Raw genomic sequence first — 23,026 nt, 5'->3', positions numbered from 1 at the left:
CGGTACGGGCCCCGCTGTGTGCGGTCCGACGTGTGCTGCGCGCTGTGACGGGTGCCGCGCCGCGTGCGGCGCTGTGCGCCGGGCGGCGGGTCCGTCAGCCGAAGACCACGCAGGAGGCCGCCGGTACGGTCAGCGAGCCCACGTGGCGCGGGATGCCGGTCGCCGCGTCCACGGCGAACCAGCTGACGTTCCCGGACCGCTCATTGGCCGCGTACAGCCACTGGCCGGTCGGGTCGAGCACCAGGTCGCGCGGCCAGTGGCCACCGCAGTCCACGGTCGTGACCAGGGACGCCTTCTCGCCGGTCTCGTCGAGGGCCAGCACGGCAATACTGTCGTGCCCGCGGTTGGCGGCCCACAGGAACCGTCCGTCGTGCGAGACGACCACTTCGGACGGGTAGACGACCGCCTCCGCGTCGTCGACCACGTCGTCCGGTGCGACCGCGCTCTCGCCGAGCGGTTCGAGGACTCCGGCGGCCGCGTCCCAGCGGCAGACGGTGACGGTCGGTTCGAGCTCGTTCAGGACGTAGGCGTGGCCGCCCGCGGGATGGAAGGCCAGGTGGCGCGGGCCGGTGCCCGGCCGCAGCGCGGTCTCGCCGTGCAGCCGCAGCGTCCCGGCGGCCGGGTCCAGGGCGCAGACCCGCACGGAGTCGGTCCCCAGGTCCACGCTCAGTACCCAGTTCCCCGACGGGTCGGGCAGCACCTGGTGGGCGTGCGGGGTGCGCTGGCGGTCGGTGTGCGGTCCGCTGCCCTCGTGCTGGAGTACGGATGCGGCGGCGCCCAGCGTTCCGTCGGTACTCACGGGGAGGGCGGTGACGCTGCCGGAGCCGTAGTTGGCGGTGATCAGATGACCACCGGCGAAGGCCAGATGCGTGGGGCCGTTGCCGCCCACCGGCATCTCGCCGAGGGGCTGCGGCTCATCGCCGGTGATGTCGAGCGCGGCGACCGCGCCGGCCTCCGTCTCACTGACCGCGTAGAGGGCGGTGGAACCGGGGCCCAGAGCGAGGTACGAGGGATCGGGGACGGCGTCCGTGACGCCGAGGACGGTGAGTCCCCCGGTCTCCCGGTCCACGGCGGCAACAGTGACCCCGCGCCCTCCCGCCGACGTGAACGATCCGATGAATGCCCGTCCGGCACCGTTCCTGCTCACCGCTTCTGCCCCTCTCCGCCGACGGATCGCGGCGGCGGTCGGGGCCGCCGCAATCTCCCGGGGCGACGGTAGCAGTGCACCCCTTCCGGTCTAGACCAGGGCTGTGATGCCGTCGACCGGCGCTGCGGCGCCGCAGGTCAGGCCGTGACCAGCGGGGCGCGCGGCGAGGTGTGCAGGGGTGCGGCGAGCTCGGCGAGGGCTCGCTCCAGGACGTGCAGGTGGCTGAGTGCGGCTTCGGCGCCGGGGTGGTGGTGCGGCGCCTGCGCGGGCGCGGCAAGCAGTTCGCTGCGGTCCTGGCCGCGCTGCGCCAGAGCCAGCACCGCTGCCTCGACGCGGTGGCACGCCGCGTCGAGCCGGGCGTCGTGCGAGGCGTCCGGGTCGGCGGCGACGGCGGCGAGGCCGCGGACCTCACGGGCGCAGAGGTCCAGCAGGGCAAGGATCTGCCGGGCGCGTGCCTTGCGGGCGCGCAGCGGGTTGAGGGGGTGCACGAGGGGGGCGAGGGAGAGCCGGACCCGGCCGAGCACCGCTTCCAGTTCGGTCACGCGCGGGGCGGGGTCGGCGGCCGGGGAGCCGGCCAGGCGCGCGGCGGCCTCGGCAGTGCACACGTGCACGCAGCGCAGGGCCCGCTGGACCCAGGCGTCGGTGGTTGCGTGGAGGGTCACGGGCAGCACGAGGCCGACGGCGAGCGCCGCGCCGAGAGCCCCTGCTCCGGTCTCGGTGAGCCGCAGGACGAGGAGTTCCGGGTTCAGTACGCCGAGCAGTCCGTACAGCAGTCCGGCCATCACGGTCACGAAGAAGACCATCCAGCTGTAGGAGACGGCAGCGGTGTAGAAGATGCCGAAGACGCAGACGGCGACCAGGACCGCGGTGAGCAACGTGTCCCCGTGCAGCGGCACGGCGATCAGCAGCCCGGCAGGGATGCCCGCCACCGTGCCGAGGACCCGGCGGAAGCCGCGAACGAGCGTCTCACCGCGTGAGGCGGTGTTCACGAAGATCCACCAGACGGTGCCGACGGCCCAGTACCAGCGGTCGGCGGACAGCAGATGTCCGACGCCGAGCGCGAAGGCGCCTGCGGCGGTCGCCTGGATCGCCTGGCGCGTGGTGGCCCGGGCCAGACCGCCGCTGCCCTCGAGCGCGGGGACGATGGGCACCGGCAGCCGGCGCTCGTAGCACCAGGCGCCGAAGCGGACGGCCGAGGAGGTGATGAGGGAGAGCGTGACGGCGGTGAACAGCTCGGGCAGCTGATCCGGTACGGCGTGCAGGAACTGCGCCATGAAGAACGCCATGAACGCTGTTCGTTAGGCGCGGCCGCAGGTCAGCGCCATACTGACGCCCCCGGGGTCAGTAAAACGTCAGCACGAGTACGGAGTCAGTACATGGCAGCCAGGACCCTCGCACGCGGCATGGGCACGTTCTTCAAGGAGTGCACCTGCAAGGCACCGACCCGGTGCCCGCACCCGTACAAGATCCGCTACAGGGACGCGGCCGGCAAGCAGCGTGAGGAGTCGGGCTACGGGACACAGGACAAGGCGACAGCCAGGCTCACGGAGCTGTATCAGTCGAAGAAGGGAGCGCAGAAGGCCGGCCCTTCCGACGGCGAGAATATCGCCGCCCGGAGCCTTGAGGACTTCGCCTCCAATTGGATCAGCCACCGAGCTCGTGGGCTCAAGGACAACAGCGTCGAGAGCTACGAGCGGGCGCTTACGGTACACATCGCGCCCCGCCTGGGGTCGCGCAAGATCGGCACTTTTACCGCGAGCACCGTGGACAACTTCGTCGGCGACATGATGCTCGACGACGTCGGCAGCGCGGCGCAGGTGAACGCGTACAAGGTCCTGCGGCTGGTCATCAACTCTGCGCGACGTCGAGGCGCCCTGACGCTGGACCCGTTCATGGACGCTACGCCTCCGGACCATCAGCGCAAGGACATCGTGATCCCGACGCTGGAGGAGCTCAATCTCATCCGGCACCACGCACACGACGAAGACCTGCGCCTTGTCATGGAGATGATGTCGGGCTGCGGTCTACGGAATGGCGAGGCGCACGCCACGAACGTCAACGGGCTCGTCTCACAGGACGTTTACCGGATCAGCGACCAGATCCATGGGCGCCAACGTGTACCGGCGCCACTCAAGCACCGGAACTGGGGCGCGTTCCGCGAGACGCCGATACCCGCGAAGACACGCGCGTACTTGATGCAATACGCGGAAACACACCCTGCGGATTCACAGGGGTACCTACTGACCAATGGCGGTCGTGCGGGGGCTGGTGTCGGCGGCAGCCCGTACTACAGCGGAAATGCGTTCCGCCACAAATGGCAAAAGGTTTTGCGCGCCGCTGGCATAACTGCGGGCTACACCATGTATAGCCTGCGCCACTTCTTCGCTTCCAATTGCCTGGCCATGGGTATTCCGATCACGGATGTTGCGGAGTGGATGGGCCATAAGTCCATCGAGGTGACGTATCGCAGCTACCGCCACCTCATGCCGTCCTCCATCGGCAGGGCCGCGAAGCTGCTCGACACCGGTATCTGATCTACGCGCTGCACTGCCGCGCAGGAGCTGGGTAGCGAAGAGTGTCGCGCGTGCGACAACGTCGTGTACGGCGCGGTCGAAGTCCTCAGACACGGCGAAGCAGAACGGTCTCCGTACCGCGCGAGCGATCGCACCATCGTGCTCACCCTGACCCGGATGTCGGAGGGGCCGAGGAGGAGCGCCCTGGGTCGGGGTGATCCTCGACAACCTCATCGCGCGCGCAGGCTCAGGCGCCGGCCGGAATTTGGCTGGCCCTCCGCAGGGGCACGGCAAGTTCGAGCAGGGCCCGCTCCAGCGCATGGAGGTGGGCGAACACTGGTTCGGCGCCCGTCGGCTCGGTGGCCGTCGCGTTGCCGAGTCGGAGGGGCCGCCCGACGGTCGGCGCGTCAGTGAGGGCCTCGACGGCGGCCTCCACCCGCCAGCAGGCTGCGGCGAGCCGGATGTCGTGCGAGGCCTCCGGGTCGGCAGCAACGGAGGCCAGGCCGCGCACCTCGCGTGCGCAGTCATCGAGCAGCGCGAGCACATGCCGCGCCCGTCGCTTGCGCGCCTTCATCGGGTTGAGCGGATGCACCAGCGGCGCAAGCGACAAGCGCACCCGGCCGAGGATCGCCTCCAGTTCGACAACGCGCTGGGCTGGGGCAGCGTCCTCGTTCCCGGCTAGCCGGGCGGCGGCCTCCGCCGTGCACGTCTGCACGCACCGCAGTGCCCGCTCCACCCACGCCTCGGTCACGGAGTGCGTGGTTACCGGCAGCACGAACAGCACCGCCAATACAGCGCCGAACGCCCCGGCCGCTGTCTCAGCCACCCGCAGTATGAGCAGACCAGCGTCTAGCATGCCGAGCAGCCCGTACAGCATGCTCGCCATCACGGTCACGGCCAGCATCATCCAGGTATAGGAGACAGCGGCGGTATAGAAGATCCCGAACACGCTCATCGCCACGACCACGGCGGCCACGACCGGCTCATGGTGCAGCGGCACAGCCACGGCGAAGCCCAGCCCGATCCCGAGCACCGTCCCCAAGAATCGCCTGAACCCGCGCACGACGGTCTCACCTCGCGAGGTTGTGGCCACGAACACCCACCAGGTGGCGCCGACCGCCCAGTACCAACGCTGATCGGAGAGCACCTGCCCCACCGCGAGCGCGAACCCCGCCCCAAACGTCGCTTGCACGGCCTGCCGCGTCGTGATCCGCCCAAGCCCCGCCGCCCCGGTAGTGAGGGCGACTGCTACGGGTGCCGCGAGCCGCCGCTCATAGCACCACACCGCGAACCGCACCACCGACGACGCAATGAGCGACAGCAGCACGGCCACGTACAGCTCGGGCAGCTGGCCGGGCACGGTGTGCAGGAACTGCGCAGAGAAATAGGCCATAAAGCCGAACACGCCCAGTGAGTGCCCGCGAGGCCCCCACCGCCGCGCGTACACCCCCGCCCCCACAACGGCGAGGAACGCCAGGTCGCGCGCGACGGGCACATCGTGCAGCACGGCGGCGAGCGTGAGCACCGGGAGACCGACGACGGGGAGAAACGCGGTCGTAATCGCCTGCCCACGCACCGTCGGGTCGGTCACCGTGAACAGCGCGAGCAGCGCGGCCAGGCCACCAGCAATGGCCGCCGCCAGCGAGTACCCGGCCGCCCCGCACAGCGCGACGGCGAGCCCAATGCCGAGCACAGCCCGGGACGCGAACCGCAGCCGGATCCGCCCCGGATCGTGTGCGACGAACGCGCGCTTCAGCAAGTTGCCCCGCCCCTTCCGCGCATAGACCAGCGCAGACACGAGAAAGGCGCCGCAGAGATCCCCGGGGGACCCGCAGCGCCATTGACAGACCCATCTCAGCATCTAGGGGGCTGATGGTTCAACTGAGGACCAATCCTTTGGGCCAATGGCCCAGGATCACGTCACCTTGCCCGGCCGCAGCAGAGCCAACGGACCAATCCCCCACGCGAAGCCGACGCGCGAACGGCAGCCACCGCCTCAGAACCTCCCCCTGATCACTGCAGCTTCTGCTGCCGAACCCAGGCCGTTACCTCGGAAACCTTGAACTGGATCTTGGCGTTGCGGCCACGCCCAAACTTGTACGGAACGAGCCCGAGGGCGGGGGCGTCGCGGTACACCCAGGAGATCGACAAGTTCAGGTACTTCGCCGTCGTCTTGGCGTCCATAAATTCCGCAGGCATAGCCACCCAATCTGCCATCGCGTCACAGCGCCCACAGCTTCTCTGCCACCGGTTCTCTGCCACCGGCAGATGAATGATCCGACCGACATACGTTTTGGCGTGGCCGAGGATTTCGAGTAGGAGGATGGCAACCCCACCGCACGCACCCTCCGCCCTATGACACGACGTGTCCGTGAAAGTAAAAGGAGTCCGCGCGGGGCGGTCTCCCGGCGAACATCATCGATGTGCTGACAGGATGGGCCTTGACCTGGGCATTCTTAGCTTTCAGCGATGTCAGGGCCTGCCCTGGAGTGCAGTCGGCGCACGTCTTCAAGTAATGAGACCTACGCATTACGAGGGCCTGCAAGATCGTGACGGGTAGTGCCGTGGTTGCACGCCGTGTCCTGTCTTGCCTGGTCAGGAGCACGGCACTGTTTCCGCGCGTGCCGCTTGATCCAACGTGTGCTTCCCCGTCCGCTCACGCATCGCTCACGCAAGGCGTGGCCCGAGTGACCTCGGAAACCCAGTGGTGAGGCGGGTGAGTCATCGTCCACACTGCGCCGATGAGCAGCCCATTCCCGTGTCCGTGCTGCGGGCATCTCGTCCTCGACGAGATGCCCGGCTCCTACGAGATCTGTCCCATCTGCTTCTGGGAAGACGACGGCGTTCAGTTCCGTTGGCCCACGATGGCTGGCGGAGCCAACCGCGTGTCCCTCATCGAGGCCCAGCAGAACTACCGGTCATTCGGCGCCTGCGACCACCATGGCCAGCAGTACGTACGGCCGCCGGCGCCAGACGAGCCGCTCGATCCGGCGTGGCGCCCCATCGATCAAGCCCGCGACTCCTTCGAGGACTGGGACGCAGCGGAGCGAGCCCCATGGCCCGAGGACCGCTCGGTGCTGTGCTGGTGGCTGCCAAACTTCTGGCGCCGAGACACCTCACCTGACGCAGACTGAGCCCACCCGCTCCCGAGAGGAACCCCGCATGGCATCCCGCATCGCAGCCCTCGTCCAGCAGATGGACGGCGCTGCGGACGAGTCCATGGATGCCCGCGCCGAGCTGATCCACATCGGACGCCCCGCCATCCCCGTCATCATCGATGGCCTGCCATCCCTCGGCAGCTTCGGCCAGCTGACCGCCATCGAGGTCTTCGAGGAGGTCGCAGACCCACGCTGCGGCCCCGCACTGATCGAGTTGCTGGCCAGTGACAACAGCACCGTGCGGGAGTGGGCGGCACTGGCCCTCGCGGATCTGGAGATCAGAGACGCGGTCGAGCCCTTGTGGCGCGCGTACCGCGCCTGCATGGAGCGGGCGACGCCGCCGGACTGGAGTGAGCCAGTGGGCTTCCGGTTTGCGCTCGCGGAACTCGGGGCCCGCCATCCAGTCGTGCCCCTGTCGGCGGCCCGACTGTGCAGCATGACCAGCTTCGGTGAGCCTGCCTGGCCGTCTGCTCACTACATCGAGGTCGTCAACGAGCTTGCCGACCATGATCAACTCGTCCTATACAGCCAGTTCTGGAAGATCGAAGGCGATCGCACATACGGCATCTCCGGCCCCGACCTGGACTGGCAGCTCGACTGGGAAAGACCTTGGCCGGAGTTGGTCGAATCGGCCCGCGAATGGGCGCTGCTCGAAGCCACAGAAGCCCCCTGCGACGAGAACATCGTCGTCACCATTACGTGGATCGACCACACCGATCTCCACCCGCAGGTGATCGCCAGTTAGCCTTCCCGACATGTCTGATGCCACTCCGCGCAAGCCGTTGCTGTGGGTCGAATCCGGTGGCGGCCCACTGGTCGTCGTGCCCGAATCGGCCCTGGCTTCTTGGTGCACGGATACGGAGGCCACGAGCGCAGACGAGTTCAGCGGCTGGGGCGACTACGACCGGGCCTGCCAGATCGACGACTACATAGGCACGCTGCACGTGGGATGCGCCGAGGCCCTGGTACTGGCCGACAGTCCCGACACCACAACCTTCCTGCCGGACCGCATGCTCTTCATCCGGTGGAGCGGAGCCGACTCTGAGAGCGACATCCTCGCCGCACTCGAACCCGCCCTCACCTTGGCCGAATGGCAATCCCCCGTGCAGTGGACCCTTCCCGCCGGCCCGGTCGTCCTCTTCGAGGACGGAGCGGAGACGACCTTGAAGGAGCGCGGGTACGGCTATGGCCGGCTTCGCTCCACCGCGACGGACATGGATACCATGAAGATCAACTACAAGGGTCGGCGGACGTCAGGGGCGGCGTAGCAGCGGGCCGATGGCTGCTACAGGAGCGCTGACCAGGCATTTCTCTACTTTCGGCTCTGTCACGGCCTTACCGGTTTGCACGCCGGATCGTCCCGCGAATGTCCCTCTGACAGAGCTGAAAGTCCCTGAAAAGTCCCTGGCTCAGCTGCTTCTGGGTACCGGGTACCCGTGAGGTGTACCGACCGCCCCGGGCGCAACCGACCAGGGGCCCGTCGAACCAGTCTGTGAACCACCGACTTCTCCACCTCGGGGCATGCACTGCGGGCTCGGTGCGGCGGTCCTGATCGACGCACCGAGCCGGGGCAGTGTGGTGCCGTGCCGGAAGACCCGGAACGGTTCAGCTGGGATCGTTGGGGTGCGGCTGCAGAGCGGTGATCACAGCGGACACCCAAGGCCACAGGGGCAGGCTTCCCAGGACCTTTTCGCGCAACTCCGCCTCGTCGTCTGCGCGCCACACGGAGATGACACGAGGCTCCCCGGCCTGGCGCCACAGCCGGAACAGATGGCCCTCGGCGGCGAGTTCCTTGGCACGGACCGCTTCGGCGGCGCGACGCCGGTCCACCTCTGCCGGGTCGGTCCCCTCGGGCACGTTGATGGTCAACTCGACCAGAAATTCATTCATGATTTCTTCCTCTCGTGTTGTTTCGGCGGGCGCGGAGCCTTGCGGAACGTCTCCGGGGAATCTCACGATCGGCTCTTGTGCCGGAGACCTGTTGTTCTTGCTGCGCGCCCCCGGGCCGGGACAACCTGTCCTGTCGGCACCGGCCGATCCGGGGTTCCTCAAGTGGGGCCGCCGGTCGGAATGTTGGCGGAGTGGGCACTGATAACGATGGCAAACGCTCCGACTCCTGCCCCTGATCGCTGACAGGGTTGTTGCCGCCTGGCGGTCGCTGTTCCGCGGCGCATCGAGTCGCTGCGGTGTCCGCAGGAGGGAGGTCATGCGGCCCGGCGGCCCGCCGCCCGAGAAGGTGGTACCCGCGCCACGCGTCCGCCCCGATTCGATCTCATCCCGTCTCAGCGGAAACGGGTCACGCCGCAGGTCGGTCACCCTTGAAGGCGGTCAGAATCACGTCGCGGAGGCCGGAGGCCCCGATCGGACGCGGCGGGAGTGGACGATCGGCCAGCGCCGCCGATGCCTCGGCGATCGTCCGCTCCACATCGGCTTCGCGCATGCCGATCTCGGCCAACGATGCGGGGGCCCCCAAGAGTCGGTGATGCTCCCAGATCAGGCCCCCGGCATCGGTCACGGGCCCCGTCAGACCGAGGCTTTCGAGCACGATCCGGGTTTCGGCCTCGGCGGCCGGTGCGATGTGCGCGACGGCGTAGGGAAGCAGCACGGTGTGAAGAGGGCTGTGCGGCAGGTCCAGCAAGCCGCCGAGGATGTGGCAGAGCTTGTGGTGCAACCCGGTCGTGGAGACCTCCAGCGACCAGCCGGAAAGCCAGGCCCCGCGCAACGCGAAACCGCGGACCCCGACGTCACGAGGCTCGTCGAGGATGCCGGGCAGGGCTCGGCTCATGGACCGGATCCCCTCGGCGGCGGCCACCCGCGTCATCGGGGACGATTCGGGGGCGTACATCGCCTCCACACAGTGCGCGATCGCGTTGACGCCACTTGTCACCGAGATCGCCGGGGGCAGATCCAGCGTCAGTTCGGGGTCGTAGACCACGGTGCGGGGACGGACCGTTTCCGCGCGCCCGGTGGTCTTCTTTCCGCCCTCCGTATGTCCCCAGATCGAGGTCATCTCGCTGCCGGCGTAGGTGGTCGGAACGGCGACCAAGGGCAACCCGAGTTCCCGTGCCACCCCCTTGGCGAGGCCGGTGGCCGAGCCACCGCCGATGCAGATCAATACCTCCGCGCGCGCCTCCCGGACGATGGCCACGGCTTCGGTCACCGCCTGCACGGGGACGTGCTGCGCGACCTCGCCGATCCGCGCGCAGACCCCGCCTCGCGCGTCGCTCGCCACCCGGTCGGCGGCGCTCTGGGCGGTCGGATCGTGAATCACGGCGAACCGGGTGCCGAAGCGAGCCGCCTCACTGGCGGCGACCGAGATCTTGCCCGGTCCGAACACGACGCGTGAGGCGGGCCACTGGTGGACGAAGTCCGCGCGCCCCACCGAAACTTCAGACGGCTCTTTCTCGATCATGGCAAAGGTTCTCCTCATGTGACAGGGCCCGTCGTTCGAGTCCCCGGATACTCGGCCTGGTGCCCACCAGGACCGCCTGCGGCCGCCCGTTCCCGGAAGCGACGAGCCGTCCGGCTCGCCACCCGCCGTCGACTACGCGCCCGCGCCGACCGTTTCGCGGCGCGGGGCCGGTCGGTGGGACGGGTCAGCCACGCGTGGCCGGAGTGAGGTGCGACCCGAGGAAGGCCAGCGTCCGCCGCCAGGAGTCCGCCGCCGCACCCATGGAGTTCTGAGGGTTCTCGGTCAGCCCGGCGAGGAAACTGTGCCCCGCGTCGGAGTACCACCTGACCTCGGTCTCGCCGGGAGCCGTCTCGAGTACCTTCGCGAGCTCCTCGACCTCACCCGCATCGATGTAGTCCTGCCGACCCCAATGGCCCAGAACCGGCCCGGCGATCGAACCGGCGACCTCCAGCGGTTCCGTGACCGGCACCTTCGCACCCGGCGAGCCCTTGGGGAACGCGTAGTAGGTCGCGGTGATCTGGTTGCGGTGCGTGGCCGCACTCAGCAGGGCGAAGCTCCCGCCGATACAGAAACCCAACACACCGAAGCGGCGATTGCCGTCCGTGGTGCGCTCGATGACCCGCTCCACGTCGTCCATGGCCAACGGGTCGTCCAGCCGCGCGCGGCGGGCCAGCGCGCCGTCACGTCCCGGAGCCGCGGCGCCGAGCCGGTGGAACATGTCCGGCATCACCACTTGGTATCCCTCGGCCACCAGCAGGCCCGAAAGGTGGCGATAGAACGGGTTCACTCCGAAGATGTCGGTCATCAGGACGATGACATCGGCGTCGGTGGTCTCCTCGCTGCCGAAGTGCAGGTAGGGGACAGGATCGACGCCGGGTGTCCGACACGTCGTCACGGTCAGGCCCTCGCCCAACTCGGGTGCTTCCGAATGGTTGTGGCACATGGCGCGCTCCGCTCAGCTCGACTGCGTGGTCCTTGCCGACCGTAGCCAGACGGGTGGAGAGCAAGCCAATACCAAGACGGCAACACCAACCCGCTTTCGCGGGTATCGGCCGTCGGCCGAGCCGGTGTCGGAGCTCTCCACCGAGCTCTGGACACCGGGTTGCCACGACCGATTCGCTCGCCGGGCACGCGAGCGGGCCGAGACGAGCGCGGTCCTGGCGACCGCGCGGGCCTCGGCCCGGGCCTGATGCGGTGATCGTGTGCGGCCCGCGAACTCGGCGACAGCCGACTGCTCGCGACCGGCCGACATCCCGACCGCTGCGCGATCGAGGAGACAGAGTGGCCTTTCCTCGTTCGTGGTTATTCCGGCTGGAGTACGAACCCGAACTCGCCGAGCGTCCAACTGTCGCCGTCGATGTCGGTCTTGGTGAGGGGGATGATCAGGCCGGGCTTGACGCCCTCGGCGCAGTCGCTGTCGATGTAGGGGTCGCCCTCGAAGTAGAGCTGGGTGACGAGGGGCTTGTAGCCCTCGGCGGTGACCAGGAAGTGCAGGTGCGCGGGACGCCAGGTGTGGCGGCCCAGGACCGAGTTGAGGAGGTCGCCCGTCGGCCCGTTCTTGGGGATCTCGTAGGGGGCGGGGCGGATGCTGCGGAACTCGACGGCGCCGTCCTGGTCGACGGGGACGCGGGCGCGCAGGATGTAGTCCTCGGGCACGCCGGCGTCGATGAAGCTGTACAGGCCCTCGTCGGTGGCGTGCCACACGTCGACCGTCGCGGTGGCGAGGGGCTCGCCGGCGGGGCTGCGGACGGTGGCCTTGAACAGCAGCTTGTCGCCGGCCTCGTCGGGTCGCATGGGCAGCGTGTAGGGGCGCTCGGTGAGTACGGGCGCGCCGGGCTTGTAGTAGGGCCCCTCGATGGCGCTGGGGGTCCACGGGCCTTCGCCGTAGCTGTTGGTGTCGACGGTCGCTTCGAGGAAGGTGTCGGTCCACAGGGGCCACTCACCGGCCTCGCCCACCCGGATCAGGTACTGCGTTATCGCGGCGTAGTCCTCGTACCTAAGACCGTGACGGACGATGAAATTCCTCGTCAGCTCGATGAACTCGTCGAACAGGTCGACGACACGCTGATTGGCCATGTATTCCTCCTGAGGAGGTCGCGGGAAGGGGAATCCAGCGTTCTTGTTGCGGGCGACTGGATTTCACGGCAACGCTAACCGGCGGGTCGGGACGCGGACCAATACCGGATCGGAACAATGCCCGCGCCACACGGGTATCACGTCGTCCGTCTCACCGGCGCCGTGCGAACCTCTCCCGGACGGCCGGGCTCGCGCGCAACGTGGCTCTCACCGACGTAAGTTGGGGAGCCGATGGCGGCCCTTCGCCCCGGCGGAGGGACACACGCGAGCCGACCGCCGGTTCACCTTCCCCCGTGGAGGTGAACCGGCGATCGCGCCGTCGGCGCGAACGACGGGACCGGCACCGCACACGGTGCGGGCGGTCCGACGATCGTCTCCCGTCCGTCCCGCGTCACGAGCGGACGCACACCCACGCGACCGCGGCGACCGTCGCGCTGCTTCGGTGCTTCGCGTGCGGAGCTTCACGCCCGCCGTGCGGCCGGGCGTCAGGCCGTACCGCGGCCGGCGCGCCGTGTTGACGCCCCGCTCGCCCACACGGTGTCGACGACGCGTACGGTCGTCACTTCAGGCCCTCGGCGACGGACAGTTCGGCGGCGGTCTTGGCGATGACCTCGTCGACTCCGACACCCGGCGCGCACTCGATCAGCGCCAGACCCTCGTCGGTGACGTCGAGGACACCCAGGTCGGTGATGATCCGGTTCACACAGCGCTTCCCTGTCAGAGGCAGTGCGCACTCGGTGAGGATCTTCGGTGAGCCGTCCTTGGCGGTGTGTGCCATCACGACGATGACCGTACGGGCCCCGTGGACGAGGTCCATGGCACCGCCGATCCCGGTGATCATCTTCCCGGGGATCGCCCAGTTCGCCAGGTCGCCCCGCGCGGAGACCTGCATGGCGCCCAGCACCGCCACGTCGATGTGGCCGCCTCGGATCATCCCGAACGAGAGTGCCGAGTCGAAGAAGGAAGCACCGGGCAGTACCGTCACAGTCTCCTTGCCCGCGTTGATCAGATCCGGGTCGACCTGATCCTCGGTGGGGTAGCGGCCGGTGCCCAGAATCCCGTTCTCCGACTCCAGGATGACTTCCACACCCTCCGGGAGATGGTTGGGGATCAACGTGGGGAGCCCGATGCCCAGGTTCACGTACTGGCCGTTCCCCAACTCCCGAGCGGCCCGGGCCGCCACCTGCTCACGGCTCCAGGCCATCAGCCGCTCACCCTCTCGCGTGTCCCGGGCACGGACACCGTGCGCTGCTCGATCTTCTTGTCCGCCGCCTGTTCAGGGGTGAGCGGCACCACCCGTTGCACGAAGATCCCCGGCAGGTGCACCGCGTCCGGATCGATCGCGCCGGGCTCGACCAACTCCTCCACCTCGGCGATGGTCACCCGACCGGCCATCGCCGCCAGGGGGTTGAAGTTCCGGGTGGACTTGTTGAACACCAGGTTCCCGTGCCGGTCTCCCTTGGCCGCCCGGACCAGGGCGAAGTCGGTACGGATGCCTCGCTCCAGTACGTACTCGGTGCCGTCGAACTCGCGCACTTCCTTCGGCGGCGACGCCAACGCGACACCGCCCGAGCCGTCGTAACGCCAGGGCAGCCCCCCGTCCGCGACCTGGGTGCCCACCCCCGCCGGGGTGTAGAACGCCGGGATTCCGGCACCGCCCGCCCGCAACCGCTCCGCGAGCGTGCCCTGCGGGATCAGTTCGACCTCCAGCTCACCGGCCAGATACTGGCGCGCGAACTCCTTGTTCGCGCCGACGTACGAGCCCGTCACCCGGCTGATCCGGCCGGCCGCCAGCAGCACCGCCAGGCCCGACTCCATGGCCCCGCAGTTGTTCGAGACGACCGACAGACCCGTCACACCGCGCTCGAACAGCGACTGGATCAACATGTTCGGCACGCCGTTCAACCCGAACCCGCCCACCGCCAACGACGCGCCCGTTGGCACGTCCGACACCGCCTCCCGGGCGGTGCCAACCACTTTGTCCATGCGTGCTTGCCTCTCGTGAGCGATGGTCGGGTTCTCTGGACGAGCGGGTCGGGACGGGAGCGGGTGGTGCCCCGCCGAACCCGCCGGGTCGAGGTCTCTCTCGACCGGCACGGCGGTGGACCGCCGTGCTGCAAAGACCCACGGCGCGGTGGGAGCGGCGGGGCACCTCGAAGCCCCCGGTCGTCCTCGCTACGACACGGCCCCGTCGCGGGCCGTCGTCGGCGCGCACGAACGTCCGGTTCGCCGTCGAGGCACCGGTGGTCGCCGATCTCCCGCGCGGGTCAGCCGCCCGTAAGGAGGTCGGTCAGGGACGTGTCCCTCAACGGACGCCGCGCGCGGTCTTCGGCTCGGGCCACCAGGCCGCGTCCGAGATCGGGGTCGCGGGTGAACCGGTGAGCCGGGGGACCACGTCGGTGACCGTGGAGATCTCGCCCCTCTCGATCGCCTGGTACCACGAGATCCAGGTCTCGATCTGTTCCCCGGTGATGCCCTGTCGCCACCGCCGGGCGAAGGCTTCGTCCAGCGTCTCGGGTTCGAAGCGATACGGCCTGCCGGTGGCCGCGGCGATCCGGGTGATCGCTTCGTCGAGGGTGAGCGCATCCGGCCCGGTGATATCGAGGGTCGCTCCGTCGTGCTCGGAGCGGTCGTCCCCGTCGAGTACGACCGCCGTGATGACGTCGGCGATGTCCTCGTGGGTGACGAAGGCCGCCCGGCCGGTACTCGCGGGGCCGCGCACCACGAACTCCTCGTCGGCGAGGGCCGCCGGTGTCGAGGTGTACCAGCCGGCACGCAGCACGGTGTGGCGGATTTCGGTGCCTGCCAGGTACCGCTCGGTCATCCACTGGTCGCGCGCGTTGAGGTAGGTGGCGGTGGGTCCGGCGCCGACGAGGGACACGTACAGAATGCGGTCGACGCCCTCCGCGATCGCGGCCTGGACGACCGTGGCGTGCTCCTCGAGCCGGCGTCCGGTGCGGTGTCCGGAGACCAGGACGAGGGTCGAGGCCCCGGACAGCGCCTTGCGCATGTCCCCGGCGTCGGCGTAGGAGGCCGGACCTCGCCGCTGCGCTTCGGGCAGTTCGGGCAGCAGCTCCGGCCGGCGCCCGATGAGGAGTTGGGGGACCTCGTGGGCGGCGAGCCGGGTCGCGACCCGGCCGCCCAGGGCGCCTGTCACACCGGTGACCGCGACAGTGGCACGTTTCTTCTTGGACAAGGGCATCTCTTTTCCTCCATCCGGGGCCGCCGTCGATCACGCAACCCCTGCTTCCGATCACTGAGAAATGGACTTCAGATGGGCGACGGTGGATGGTGCGGATGGCCGCAGTCGGCCACGTTCGACGCGGCGACCACGGCTGTGCCGCCGTGGCGGACGCGGTCGTGGCTCCGCGGCTCGGGCCTCCGGAGAATCGTCGGTGCGCGAGCGGTCCGCCGCCCGGCTCCGCGGCCTCTCGCCGCACGTGGGGCAGATCCTGTCCCACGCGTCGCGGGAGAATGCCTGCCGATGCCGCTGGCTCCGACCTCGGACCGCGTCGATGACCTGTGGGCAGCGGGGCGACCCGACCGCATCCATGTGGTGATGCGGGCCCGGCCCGAACGTCCTTCGGGTCCGCCGGAGGGTGGAACCTACACGTGGCCACCGACAAGCGGCTCCGCACCGGCACGCCTCACTCGAGCGTGAAGGGGGCGTTCTTTGGGCTGCGTTCGGCGGCGTCGGCCGCCTCCGGCTACGGAATCGCGCGCGGGGCACCCCGGTGGAAACTTTCCCACCGGGGTGCCCGGGCGTGCTTTCGGGGAACGACCGCGTCACCCGCCCTGCGATCTCCATGGGGCCGGGTGCCGAGTCCATGGACAGCCCACCGGATCGGTCGTGTCTCGCGCCGGGCCGGGCCAGGAACGTGCCAGGACTGCCGAGCGGGCCCCCGAGGCGAGGCCGCCCGCCGTGGCCGGCCGCGTCACACGGCCGAGCCTCGAGCCTCGTGGCGCGGGGCCGTGCCTCTCCACCGATCTCAGGCGTGGACCCTCAGTCGACCAGGTCGCCGACGCAGAAGATCTCCATGTGCTTGAGCGCCGCCTTGCTGTGGAAGTCCGAGAACTCCGCGGTCGCGTCGCGCCCGGCGTACATGCGGGCGACGAACGCCCCGCCCGGGTGGTGGTCCTTCCACTCGGTGAAGTCGTAGACCTTGCCGCCGATCACGATCCAGCACTCGTCGAAGGTGCCGTGCTGCGCGAGCTCCGCCCTGGTGATCTGCCGGCCACCCTCCACCGGCCTCTCCGGCTTCCACAGGTTGCGCATCACTTCCTTGCGCGCGTTGGCGATCACCTCACGGTCGCGGAAGTCCCAGGGACCGAGCTTCTTCCTCGGGAGCTTGTCACCAATGTTGCGCGCGTCGAAGTCGTAGATCCACGAGTCGTTGTTGCCCGCGCGCTGCTCGTGCGCGAACAGGGGGAAGTCCCGTTCGTCGGCCGCCGCGAGCAGCGCCTTGCGCTCCGGCGTGTCCTCGGGCTCCAGCACCTTGAAGTTGAACTTGGACGCGAACTGGAAGCGGCTCGCCCGGTAGTGCCGGACGCGCTCGTAGTGCAGCAGGGCGCTGTACACGTCGTCGCCGTGCAGCTTGAAGCAGCTGCTCAGAGCCGCCCCGTCCTCAAGGGACTGGTTGACTCCCTGACCGAACGTCGGGAGCATCGGGTGCGCCGCGTCGCCCAGCAGGCAGATGCGGCCGTCCTGCCACTCCTCGAGCGCGTCCCGGTCGTAGAGCCCCCACTTCGTGGGCTCCACCATCGCGGCACCCATGGCGAGGATGTCGTCCTTGCGGAGGTCGCCCGCGAACGCGCGCTCCGTGGTCTCCAGGATGTCCGAGTTGTCTATCGGCTTCCATCCGGCCCAGTCCTCGGGGAACTCGCTCGAGTCCGACGTGTACACGCCGTACCACACGTTGAGCAGTTCCCCGCCGCGGACCCAGTACGTCATCACCCAGGCGGTGTCGTGCCGACGGGTGTCCATCGTGAACGAGTCGATCGGGTTGTGGTCGAGCGGGCTGCCGTCAGGCTTGCGCATCGCCGCGACCTTGTCGCGCGGAATCAGACCGCGGTAACACACCACGTCCGTCCAGCGACGCTGCCCCTTGCCCGGCCAGGTCTCCTTCAGCACCTGCGAGCCGATTCCGTCCGCTCCGATGACGACATCGCCGGTGACGACCGTCCCGTCCTCGAAGACGGCGGTGCCGCAGTTCTCGTCCTGCGACAGCTTGACGAGGCGCTTGCCCATGTGCACGCGGATGGGGCACTTCACACCCGAGTCGGGTCCGAGCTCGCTGACCCGCTTGTGCAGGCACATCAGCAGGTCCTGCCGATGCATGTGGTGGAACCCGCCGCCCTCGGCCAGCTGCTCCGGCGTGTTGTAGGGGATGGGCTTACGGGACACCGATCCGTCGACCAGGATCTCCCGCGACGCCTCCAGGACCGCCGCGCGCCCGCCGTCCAGGACACCGTCAGGGCCCTTGGGGTCACCGCCGTCGAGGTCCACGCCCACCCAGTGACACAGGCGCGCACCGTTCGGCGAGATGTTCAGACCCGCGCCCGCGGTGGTGGGGGTCGCACTCGCCTCGTAGACGTCGATCGAATCGAACGTGTCACCTGCTTCGCGGAGAGCGAGAGCGGCGAAAAGCCCACCCATTCCACCGCCGATGATCACAGCATGCATATTTCCTCCAGGCTGTTTTGGATTTCAGGAAGGATTTGGGCAGTCACGCCGAGCGCTGGAGGAGACGTTAGGCAGGGGCCTCACACACCGTCCAATACCGAGATCTGGTCGTCTTCATACCTTCCGCGAACGGCGCTACCCCGCCACTCGACTTTTCTCGCCGACGGTGTATTTCACATTCGGAATCATGGATGCATGAAAGTATGCGACATTCGTTAATTTTTCGGATATATCGCCCCACCCGTTCGACGGGGTAGGCGATGTGACGCGCGGGCCGGAAGTCGCCCGCATGCCGGCGCTCGACGGTGTGGAGATCCGGTGAGCGAGCGGGCCCGCACGGGAACTCCGACAGCGTATTCAGGTCTTATACGTCGCGCACCGGGCTATAAGGTCACTACTCCCGTTCCGTCAGAAACTCCCCGAGGGTTCACCCTGACGACCCCAGTCAGTACTGTCGGCAGCGTGCTTCCAGTTGATCTCCGGCAGTTCGAATGCTTCATCGCCGTCGCCGAGGAGGGGAATGTCAGCCGGGCCGCGGCTCGGCTGCACATGACCCAGCCGCCGCTGACCCGGCGGATCGCCCGCCTCGAGCGGAGTGTCGGCGTGAGCCTGTTCATGCGCACGCCCAGCGGTGTCGAGCTGACGGAGGCCGGTGCCGTCTTGCTCGACCGGGCCCACCGGATCATGCAGCTGACCGAGTACGCCATCGACCGTGCGCGGCTCGCGGACGCGGGGCAGGCCGGCTCCCTGGTGGTGGGCTACTTCGGGTCCCCGATGTTCGACGCCGTGCCACGCCTGCTGCGGGGGTTCCTCAAGACCCGCCCGACGGTAAGCCTGGTCCTCGAGCGTGCCCCCAAGAACGTGCAGGCCGACGCGATCCGGGACGGACGCATGCACCTGGGGTTCAGCCGTCAGTACCGGAGCGAACCGGGTCTCGTTGTCCGCCGTGTGGCCAGCGAGCCCCTCTACCTGGCGCTGCCCGAGGGCCACCCGCTGCTGAAAGCCGGCGAAGCCGAGTTGGCGGATCTGCGGGAGCAACAGCTGGTGCTCTTTCCCACGGGCCCGCGTCCCAGCTTCGCCGACGCGGTCACCCAACTGTGCGCCCAGGCCGGGTTCTCGGCACCCGTCGTGAGAGAGGCGGGGGACGTCCTCACCGCCCTGGGGTATGTGGCCTCGGCCGGGTTCTGTTCGGTGGTCCCCCGATCCGCGACCAGGGTCACGCTGCCGGGAGTGGGCTTCGTGCCGCTCTCCGACACCCCGCCCGAGGGGCTCAGCTGCCTGTACCGCGCGGACAATGTGCCCGCGCTCGTCCGGGCCTTCCTCGACCACGTGTCCGCCACCTCGTCCGAGCCCGAAACCACCGCGGAGAGCGGCCCGCGCGTGTCGATCTGAGGCCCCGACTCGCCCCGCCCCTCGATCCGTCGATGGCGAGCGTCGAAGGGCGGGGCGGCGTGGGCGGCGGCCCGCGCGCGCCGATGAGGCACTCGACCGGCCTTCCCGGACTTTCCGTCCGCCGGGCCGATCACGGACGGCACCGACCGGCCGACTTCACAACACCGTCAACGGGCCGAAGGCCCACTGTCCCCCTGCGAGCCGATGTGACGACTCCACGGCCGGGGCGAGTGATCACCCGCGGAAAACCGATGCCGCAAGAACCCCGTCGGGACCGTGATACCCGTGTGGCACGGGCATTGTTCCGATCCGGTATTGGTCCGCGTCCCGACCCGCCGGTTAGCGTTGCCGTGAAATCCAGTCGCCCGCAACAAGAACGCTGGATTCCCCTTCCCGCGACCTCCTCAGGAGGAATACATGGCCAATCAGCGTGTCGTCGACCTGTTCGACGAGTTCATCGAGCTGACGAGGAATTTCATCGTCCGTCACGGTCTTAGGTACGAGGACTACGCCGCGATAACGCAGTACCTGATCCGGGTGGGCGAGGCCGGTGAGTGGCCCCTGTGGACCGACACCTTCCTCGAAGCGACCGTCGACACCAACAGCTACGGCGAAGGCCCGTGGACCCCCAGCGCCATCGAGGGGCCCTACTACAAGCCCGGCGCGCCCGTACTCACCGAGCGCCCCTACACGCTGCCCATGCGACCCGACGAGGCCGGCGACAAGCTGCTGTTCAAGGCCACCGTCCGCAGCCCCGCCGGCGAGCCCCTCGCCACCGCGACGGTCGACGTGTGGCACGCCACCGACGAGGGCCTGTACAGCTTCATCGACGCCGGCGTGCCCGAGGACTACATCCTGCGCGCCCGCGTCCCCGTCGACCAGGACGGCGCCGTCGAGTTCCGCAGCATCCGCCCCGCCCCCTACGAGATCCCCAAGAACGGGCCGACGGGCGACCTCCTCAACTCGGTCCTGGGCCGCCACACCTGGCGTCCCGCGCACCTGCACTTCCTGGTCACCGCCGAGGGCTACAAGCCCCTCGTCACCCAGCTCTACTTCGAGGGCGACCCCTACATCGACAGCGACTGCGCCGAGGGCGTCAAGCCCGGCCTGATCATCCCCCTCACCAAGACCGACATCGACGGCGACAGTTGGACGCTCGGCGAGTTCGGGTTCGTACTCCAGCCGGAATAACCACGAACGAGGCTCCGGTGCCCCGGCCGGGCACCGGAGCCGGCGCCCGGTGAGCACGACGTCGTCCGATCCGAGCACGCCGGACACAGCGCACTCGCCGGTACGGCCGAGAAGAGACACGAGTCGGCGGAAGCCGCCGCGGACTCGCGACACCCCACCCTGCACTTCTGCCGAGGACACCTCGACGGCGTGCCGTGCGCGCAGATGATGCGAGAGGCGCCACAGACGGGAGAGGCATGAGCGGGAAAGACACACAACGACACGTGAGGATCGAGGTGCGAACGCGGGTCGCCGACGATGTCGTCGAACTCCGACTGGTCGATCCCGACGGCGCGCCGCTGCCGGCATGGGACCCGGGTGCGCACATCGTCCTCGACCTGCCGACCGGCCTGACCCGTCAGTACTCGTTGTGCGGCGCAGACCGGTCCGACGGCACCTGGACCATCGCCATCCACAGGTCACCGACTTCGCGCGGTGGCAGCGCCTACGTCCACGACGAGTTGCCCGTCGGGTCCGTCGTACCGGTGCACGGTCCCAACAACAACTTTCCGCTGGAACCCGCGGAAAGGTACCTGTTCCTCGCCGGCGGTATCGGCATCACACCGATCCTCGGCATGCTGCGACAGCTGCGTGCCGCCGGTGTCACGGAATTCGAGTTCGTCTATTGCGGTCGCCGTCGCTCGCTGATGGCCTATCACGACGAGATCGTCTCCTGGGCCGACAACAGGGTCACGATCCATGCCGATGACGAGCACGAAGGCCTGCTCGATCTGCAGCCGATCCTCGACCGCCACCGGGGTTCGACCGTGTACTGCTGTGGGCCGGAGGGGATGACCGGAGCCGTCGAGAACCTGGCGCCGGATCCGTCGTCGGTGAGGGTCGAGCGCTTCCACTCGTCGCAGCGGGCGGACACCTCCGAAAACTCCGCGTTCGACGTGGTCGTGTCCGGTTCCGGGCACCGGGTACGGGTCGGCGCGGACCAATCGATTCTCGAAGCCCTCGAAGGCGAGGGTTACGGCCTGGACTTCGACTGCCGGGACGGCATCTGTGGCACGTGTGAGACTCGGGTGGTCAAGGGTCTGCCCCACCATCGCGACGAGGTGCTGAGCGAATCGGAGCGCGCCGAGAACTCGGTGATGATGATTTGTGTGTCCAGAGCGATGAGCGAGGAGCTCGTCCTGGAACTGCCCGAGTGACGTGAGGACTCCCTTCCCGGCCCGTAAGAGACATCGCTCAAGAATGGAAGAGTCGTGAGCACGCTACGGATTACCAAGCTGCGTACCACGATCGTGGACCTGCCGACCTCCCGGCCACACCGGTTCGTCAACCATGAGATCTACCACCAGAGTTACCTGCTGGTGGAGGTCCACACCGACGCCGGGGTCATCGGCATCGGTGAAGGTGTGTCGCCGGGCGGTCCGTGGTGGAGCGGCGAAAGCATCGAGGGGCAGCAGCAACTCATCGAGGTCTACCTGGCCCCGGCGCTGGTGGGCATGGACTGCCTCGCGCTTCCCCTGATCCGTTCCGCGATGGACAGGGTGAGCCACGGCAACGAGTTCGCCAAGGCAGCCGTCGAGATGGCGCTGCTCGACGCTACCGGCCGCGTCCTCGGTGTGCCTGTTCACCGCCTCCTCGGCGGGGCCGCGCGCACGCGGATCCCCGTACGGTGGGCGTTGAGCGGGAGCGGCGAGCAGGAGGTCGCCGACGAGGCCATCGAGCGGCTCGGGCAGGGACACCCGGCCCTGAAGTTGAAGCTCGGTGCGCTGCCACCCGACGAGGACCTCAAGCGGGCAGCCCGCCTCATCGCCAAAATCGGCACCGAGCACGACTATCTGGTCGATCCGAACGGCAGTTGGGACTACCGGACCGCCGTGTCCTGTGTGCAACGGCTGGAGGCGATGGGCGTGAGCGTCGTGGAGCAGCCGATCGATCGGCGCGACGTCGCCGGGATGGCTTCGCTGGTCGAGCGGACGGGGAGCCTGCGCATCATGGCGGACGAGAGCGTCTGCCGCGCCGTCGACGCGATGTCCGCCGTCACCGCGAGGTCGTGTGATTCGGTCTCCGTCAAGATCGGCAAGGCCGGTGGGCTCCGCGCGGCCGTGGAGGTGGCGACCATCGCCTCCCACGGCGGTCTTCGCTGCTACGGTGGCACCGCCATCGAGACGTCGATCGGCACCGCGGCCGCCGCGCATGTGTTCGCCTCGGTTCCGGAGCTCGACATGGGCTGTGAGCTCATCGGGCCGCTGTTGCTGCGGGACGACCTCACCGTGGCCCCCGTCCGCTACGAGAACGGCCGCCTCGTCGTGCCCGAAGGCCCAGGGCTCGGCGTCGACCTCGACCGCGACAAGGTCGACAAGTACCGGCGACACCGGACCGCCTCCGACGGATAGCTTCTTCCGCCCGAAGAGCGGGTCGGAGAGTGCCGGGTACGGTCCCCCGAACCGGACTCGCCGA

At 68.7% G+C, this 23,026-nt stretch carries 19 protein-coding genes and 1 pseudogene; 8 read left to right on the top strand and 12 right to left on the bottom strand.

What is annotated here, in order from left to right; genetic code table 11:
• Nucleotides 1-94 precede the first annotated feature (94 nt).
• A complete protein-coding gene (locus tag OG878_RS34620; RefSeq protein ID WP_328890412.1) occupies nt 95-1,147 on the bottom strand; it encodes a lactonase family protein in 1,053 nt (350 codons plus the stop codon).
• Nucleotides 1,148-1,284: 137 nt separating this feature from the next.
• Nucleotides 1,285-2,439 (bottom strand): annotated as a pseudogene (locus OG878_RS34615) (FUSC family protein); the annotation flags it as partial.
• An 84-nt stretch (nt 2,440-2,523) separates the two neighbouring features.
• Between OG878_RS34615 and OG878_RS34610 the strand changes: the two are divergent.
• Nucleotides 2,524-3,681 (top strand): tyrosine-type recombinase/integrase, encoded by a 1,158-nt coding sequence (locus OG878_RS34610; protein WP_328890411.1) that lies wholly within the window; start codon nt 2,524-2,526, stop codon nt 3,679-3,681.
• A gap of 226 nt (nt 3,682-3,907) precedes the next feature.
• On the opposite strand, the gene OG878_RS34605 is transcribed toward OG878_RS34610, so the two are convergent.
• Nucleotides 3,908-5,419 (bottom strand): FUSC family protein, encoded by a 1,512-nt coding sequence (locus tag OG878_RS34605; RefSeq protein WP_328891481.1) that lies wholly within the window; start codon nt 5,417-5,419, stop codon nt 3,908-3,910.
• Between the two features lie 254 nt (nt 5,420-5,673).
• Entirely contained in the window at nt 5,674-5,859 is a 186-nt protein-coding gene (locus OG878_RS34600; RefSeq protein WP_328890410.1) for a helix-turn-helix transcriptional regulator, read from the bottom strand.
• Between the two features lie 542 nt (nt 5,860-6,401).
• Between OG878_RS34600 and OG878_RS34595 the strand changes: the two genes are divergently transcribed.
• From OG878_RS34595 to OG878_RS34585, 3 genes are read left to right on the top strand one after another with little or no spacing between them, the layout of a single operon-like run.
• Complete coding sequence (locus OG878_RS34595) at nt 6,402-6,794, top strand: CPCC family cysteine-rich protein (RefSeq protein ID WP_328890409.1); 393 nt, start codon at nt 6,402-6,404, stop codon at nt 6,792-6,794.
• Nucleotides 6,795-6,822: 28 nt separating this feature from the next.
• Nucleotides 6,823-7,563, top strand: a complete 741-nt coding sequence (locus tag OG878_RS34590; RefSeq protein WP_328890408.1) for a HEAT repeat domain-containing protein — start codon at nt 6,823-6,825, stop codon at nt 7,561-7,563.
• A gap of 10 nt (nt 7,564-7,573) precedes the next feature.
• On the top strand, nt 7,574-8,086 hold the full coding sequence (locus OG878_RS34585) for an Imm21 family immunity protein (RefSeq protein WP_328890407.1): 513 nt from the start codon (nt 7,574-7,576) through the stop codon (nt 8,084-8,086).
• Nucleotides 8,087-8,423: 337 nt separating this feature from the next.
• Here the strand turns inward: OG878_RS34585 and OG878_RS34580 are convergent, their stop codons facing one another.
• The 8 genes from OG878_RS34580 to OG878_RS34545 all read right to left on the bottom strand — a co-directional run bounded on the left by OG878_RS34580 (nt 8,424) and on the right by OG878_RS34545 (nt 17,989).
• A complete protein-coding gene (locus OG878_RS34580; RefSeq protein ID WP_030975779.1) occupies nt 8,424-8,708 on the bottom strand; it encodes a muconolactone Delta-isomerase family protein in 285 nt (94 codons plus the stop codon).
• A gap of 406 nt (nt 8,709-9,114) precedes the next feature.
• Nucleotides 9,115-10,230 carry a maleylacetate reductase gene (locus OG878_RS34575; protein WP_063756398.1) on the bottom strand — a complete coding sequence of 372 codons (1,116 nt, stop codon included), beginning with the start codon at nt 10,228-10,230 and terminating at the stop codon, nt 9,115-9,117.
• Between the two features lie 184 nt (nt 10,231-10,414).
• Nucleotides 10,415-11,173: a dienelactone hydrolase family protein gene (locus OG878_RS34570; protein ID WP_030975775.1), complete on the bottom strand. Its 759-nt coding sequence runs from the start codon at nt 11,171-11,173 to the stop codon at nt 10,415-10,417.
• Between the two features lie 359 nt (nt 11,174-11,532).
• Nucleotides 11,533-12,306, bottom strand: a complete 774-nt coding sequence (locus tag OG878_RS34565; protein WP_052190296.1) for a dioxygenase family protein — start codon at nt 12,304-12,306, stop codon at nt 11,533-11,535.
• Between the two features lie 559 nt (nt 12,307-12,865).
• Nucleotides 12,866-13,510: a CoA transferase subunit B gene (locus OG878_RS34560; RefSeq protein WP_030980847.1), complete on the bottom strand. Its 645-nt coding sequence runs from the start codon at nt 13,508-13,510 to the stop codon at nt 12,866-12,868.
• Complete coding sequence (locus OG878_RS34555; RefSeq protein ID WP_328890406.1) at nt 13,510-14,292, bottom strand: CoA transferase subunit A; 783 nt, start codon at nt 14,290-14,292, stop codon at nt 13,510-13,512. Before OG878_RS34555 ends, OG878_RS34560 begins: the two co-directional genes overlap by 1 nt.
• 319 nt (nt 14,293-14,611) lie before the next feature.
• A complete protein-coding gene (locus tag OG878_RS34550) occupies nt 14,612-15,502 on the bottom strand; it encodes an NAD(P)H-binding protein (protein ID WP_328890405.1) in 891 nt (296 codons plus the stop codon).
• An 807-nt stretch (nt 15,503-16,309) separates the two neighbouring features.
• Entirely contained in the window at nt 16,310-17,989 is a 1,680-nt protein-coding gene (locus tag OG878_RS34545) for a cytochrome b5 domain-containing protein (RefSeq protein ID WP_328890404.1), read from the bottom strand.
• A 462-nt stretch (nt 17,990-18,451) separates the two neighbouring features.
• On the opposite strand from OG878_RS34545, the gene OG878_RS34540 reads away from it, so the two are divergent.
• The 4 genes from OG878_RS34540 to OG878_RS34525 all read left to right on the top strand — a co-directional run bounded on the left by OG878_RS34540 (nt 18,452) and on the right by OG878_RS34525 (nt 22,962).
• Complete coding sequence (locus OG878_RS34540; protein WP_052190278.1) at nt 18,452-19,381, top strand: LysR family transcriptional regulator; 930 nt, start codon at nt 18,452-18,454, stop codon at nt 19,379-19,381.
• A 417-nt stretch (nt 19,382-19,798) separates the two neighbouring features.
• The gene (locus OG878_RS34535; RefSeq protein ID WP_052190296.1) at nt 19,799-20,572 is read left to right on the top strand and encodes a dioxygenase family protein; all 774 of its coding nucleotides are present in this window, start codon (nt 19,799-19,801) and stop codon (nt 20,570-20,572) included.
• 263 nt (nt 20,573-20,835) lie between these two features.
• On the top strand, nt 20,836-21,768 hold the full coding sequence (locus tag OG878_RS34530) for a PDR/VanB family oxidoreductase (RefSeq protein ID WP_234432993.1): 933 nt from the start codon (nt 20,836-20,838) through the stop codon (nt 21,766-21,768).
• A 54-nt stretch (nt 21,769-21,822) separates the two neighbouring features.
• The gene (locus OG878_RS34525) at nt 21,823-22,962 is read left to right on the top strand and encodes a muconate/chloromuconate family cycloisomerase (RefSeq protein WP_328890403.1); all 1,140 of its coding nucleotides are present in this window, start codon (nt 21,823-21,825) and stop codon (nt 22,960-22,962) included.
• Nucleotides 22,963-23,026 lie beyond the last annotated feature (64 nt).

The sequence above is a fragment of the Streptomyces sp. NBC_00316 genome (assembly GCF_036158715.1).
Taxonomy (GTDB): Bacteria; Actinomycetota; Actinomycetes; order Streptomycetales; family Streptomycetaceae; genus Streptomyces.
Note: the sequence above shows the minus strand (reverse complement) of the source record. Positions and strands in the feature narration are given on the sequence as shown.

What these genes read in the sequence shown, in the direction of transcription:
- OG878_RS34610 (WP_328890411.1), top strand. Translation starts at nt 2,524, where the DNA reads ATGGCAGCCAGGACCCTCGCACGCGGCATGGGCACGTTCTTCAAGGAG.
- OG878_RS34600 (WP_328890410.1), bottom strand. Translation starts at nt 5,859, where the DNA reads ATGCCTGCGGAATTTATGGACGCCAAGACGACGGCGAAGTACCTGAAC.
- OG878_RS34595 (WP_328890409.1), top strand. Translation starts at nt 6,402, where the DNA reads ATGAGCAGCCCATTCCCGTGTCCGTGCTGCGGGCATCTCGTCCTCGAC.
- OG878_RS34590 (WP_328890408.1), top strand. Translation starts at nt 6,823, where the DNA reads ATGGCATCCCGCATCGCAGCCCTCGTCCAGCAGATGGACGGCGCTGCG.
- OG878_RS34585 (WP_328890407.1), top strand. Translation starts at nt 7,574, where the DNA reads ATGTCTGATGCCACTCCGCGCAAGCCGTTGCTGTGGGTCGAATCCGGT.
- OG878_RS34580 (WP_030975779.1), bottom strand. Translation starts at nt 8,708, where the DNA reads ATGAATGAATTTCTGGTCGAGTTGACCATCAACGTGCCCGAGGGGACC.
- OG878_RS34575 (WP_063756398.1), bottom strand. Translation starts at nt 10,230, where the DNA reads ATGATCGAGAAAGAGCCGTCTGAAGTTTCGGTGGGGCGCGCGGACTTC.
- OG878_RS34570 (WP_030975775.1), bottom strand. Translation starts at nt 11,173, where the DNA reads ATGTGCCACAACCATTCGGAAGCACCCGAGTTGGGCGAGGGCCTGACC.
- OG878_RS34565 (WP_052190296.1), bottom strand. Translation starts at nt 12,306, where the DNA reads ATGGCCAATCAGCGTGTCGTCGACCTGTTCGACGAGTTCATCGAGCTG.
- OG878_RS34560 (WP_030980847.1), bottom strand. Translation starts at nt 13,510, where the DNA reads ATGGCCTGGAGCCGTGAGCAGGTGGCGGCCCGGGCCGCTCGGGAGTTG.
- OG878_RS34555 (WP_328890406.1), bottom strand. Translation starts at nt 14,292, where the DNA reads ATGGACAAAGTGGTTGGCACCGCCCGGGAGGCGGTGTCGGACGTGCCA.
- OG878_RS34545 (WP_328890404.1), bottom strand. Translation starts at nt 17,989, where the DNA reads ATGCATGCTGTGATCATCGGCGGTGGAATGGGTGGGCTTTTCGCCGCT.
- OG878_RS34535 (WP_052190296.1), top strand. Translation starts at nt 19,799, where the DNA reads ATGGCCAATCAGCGTGTCGTCGACCTGTTCGACGAGTTCATCGAGCTG.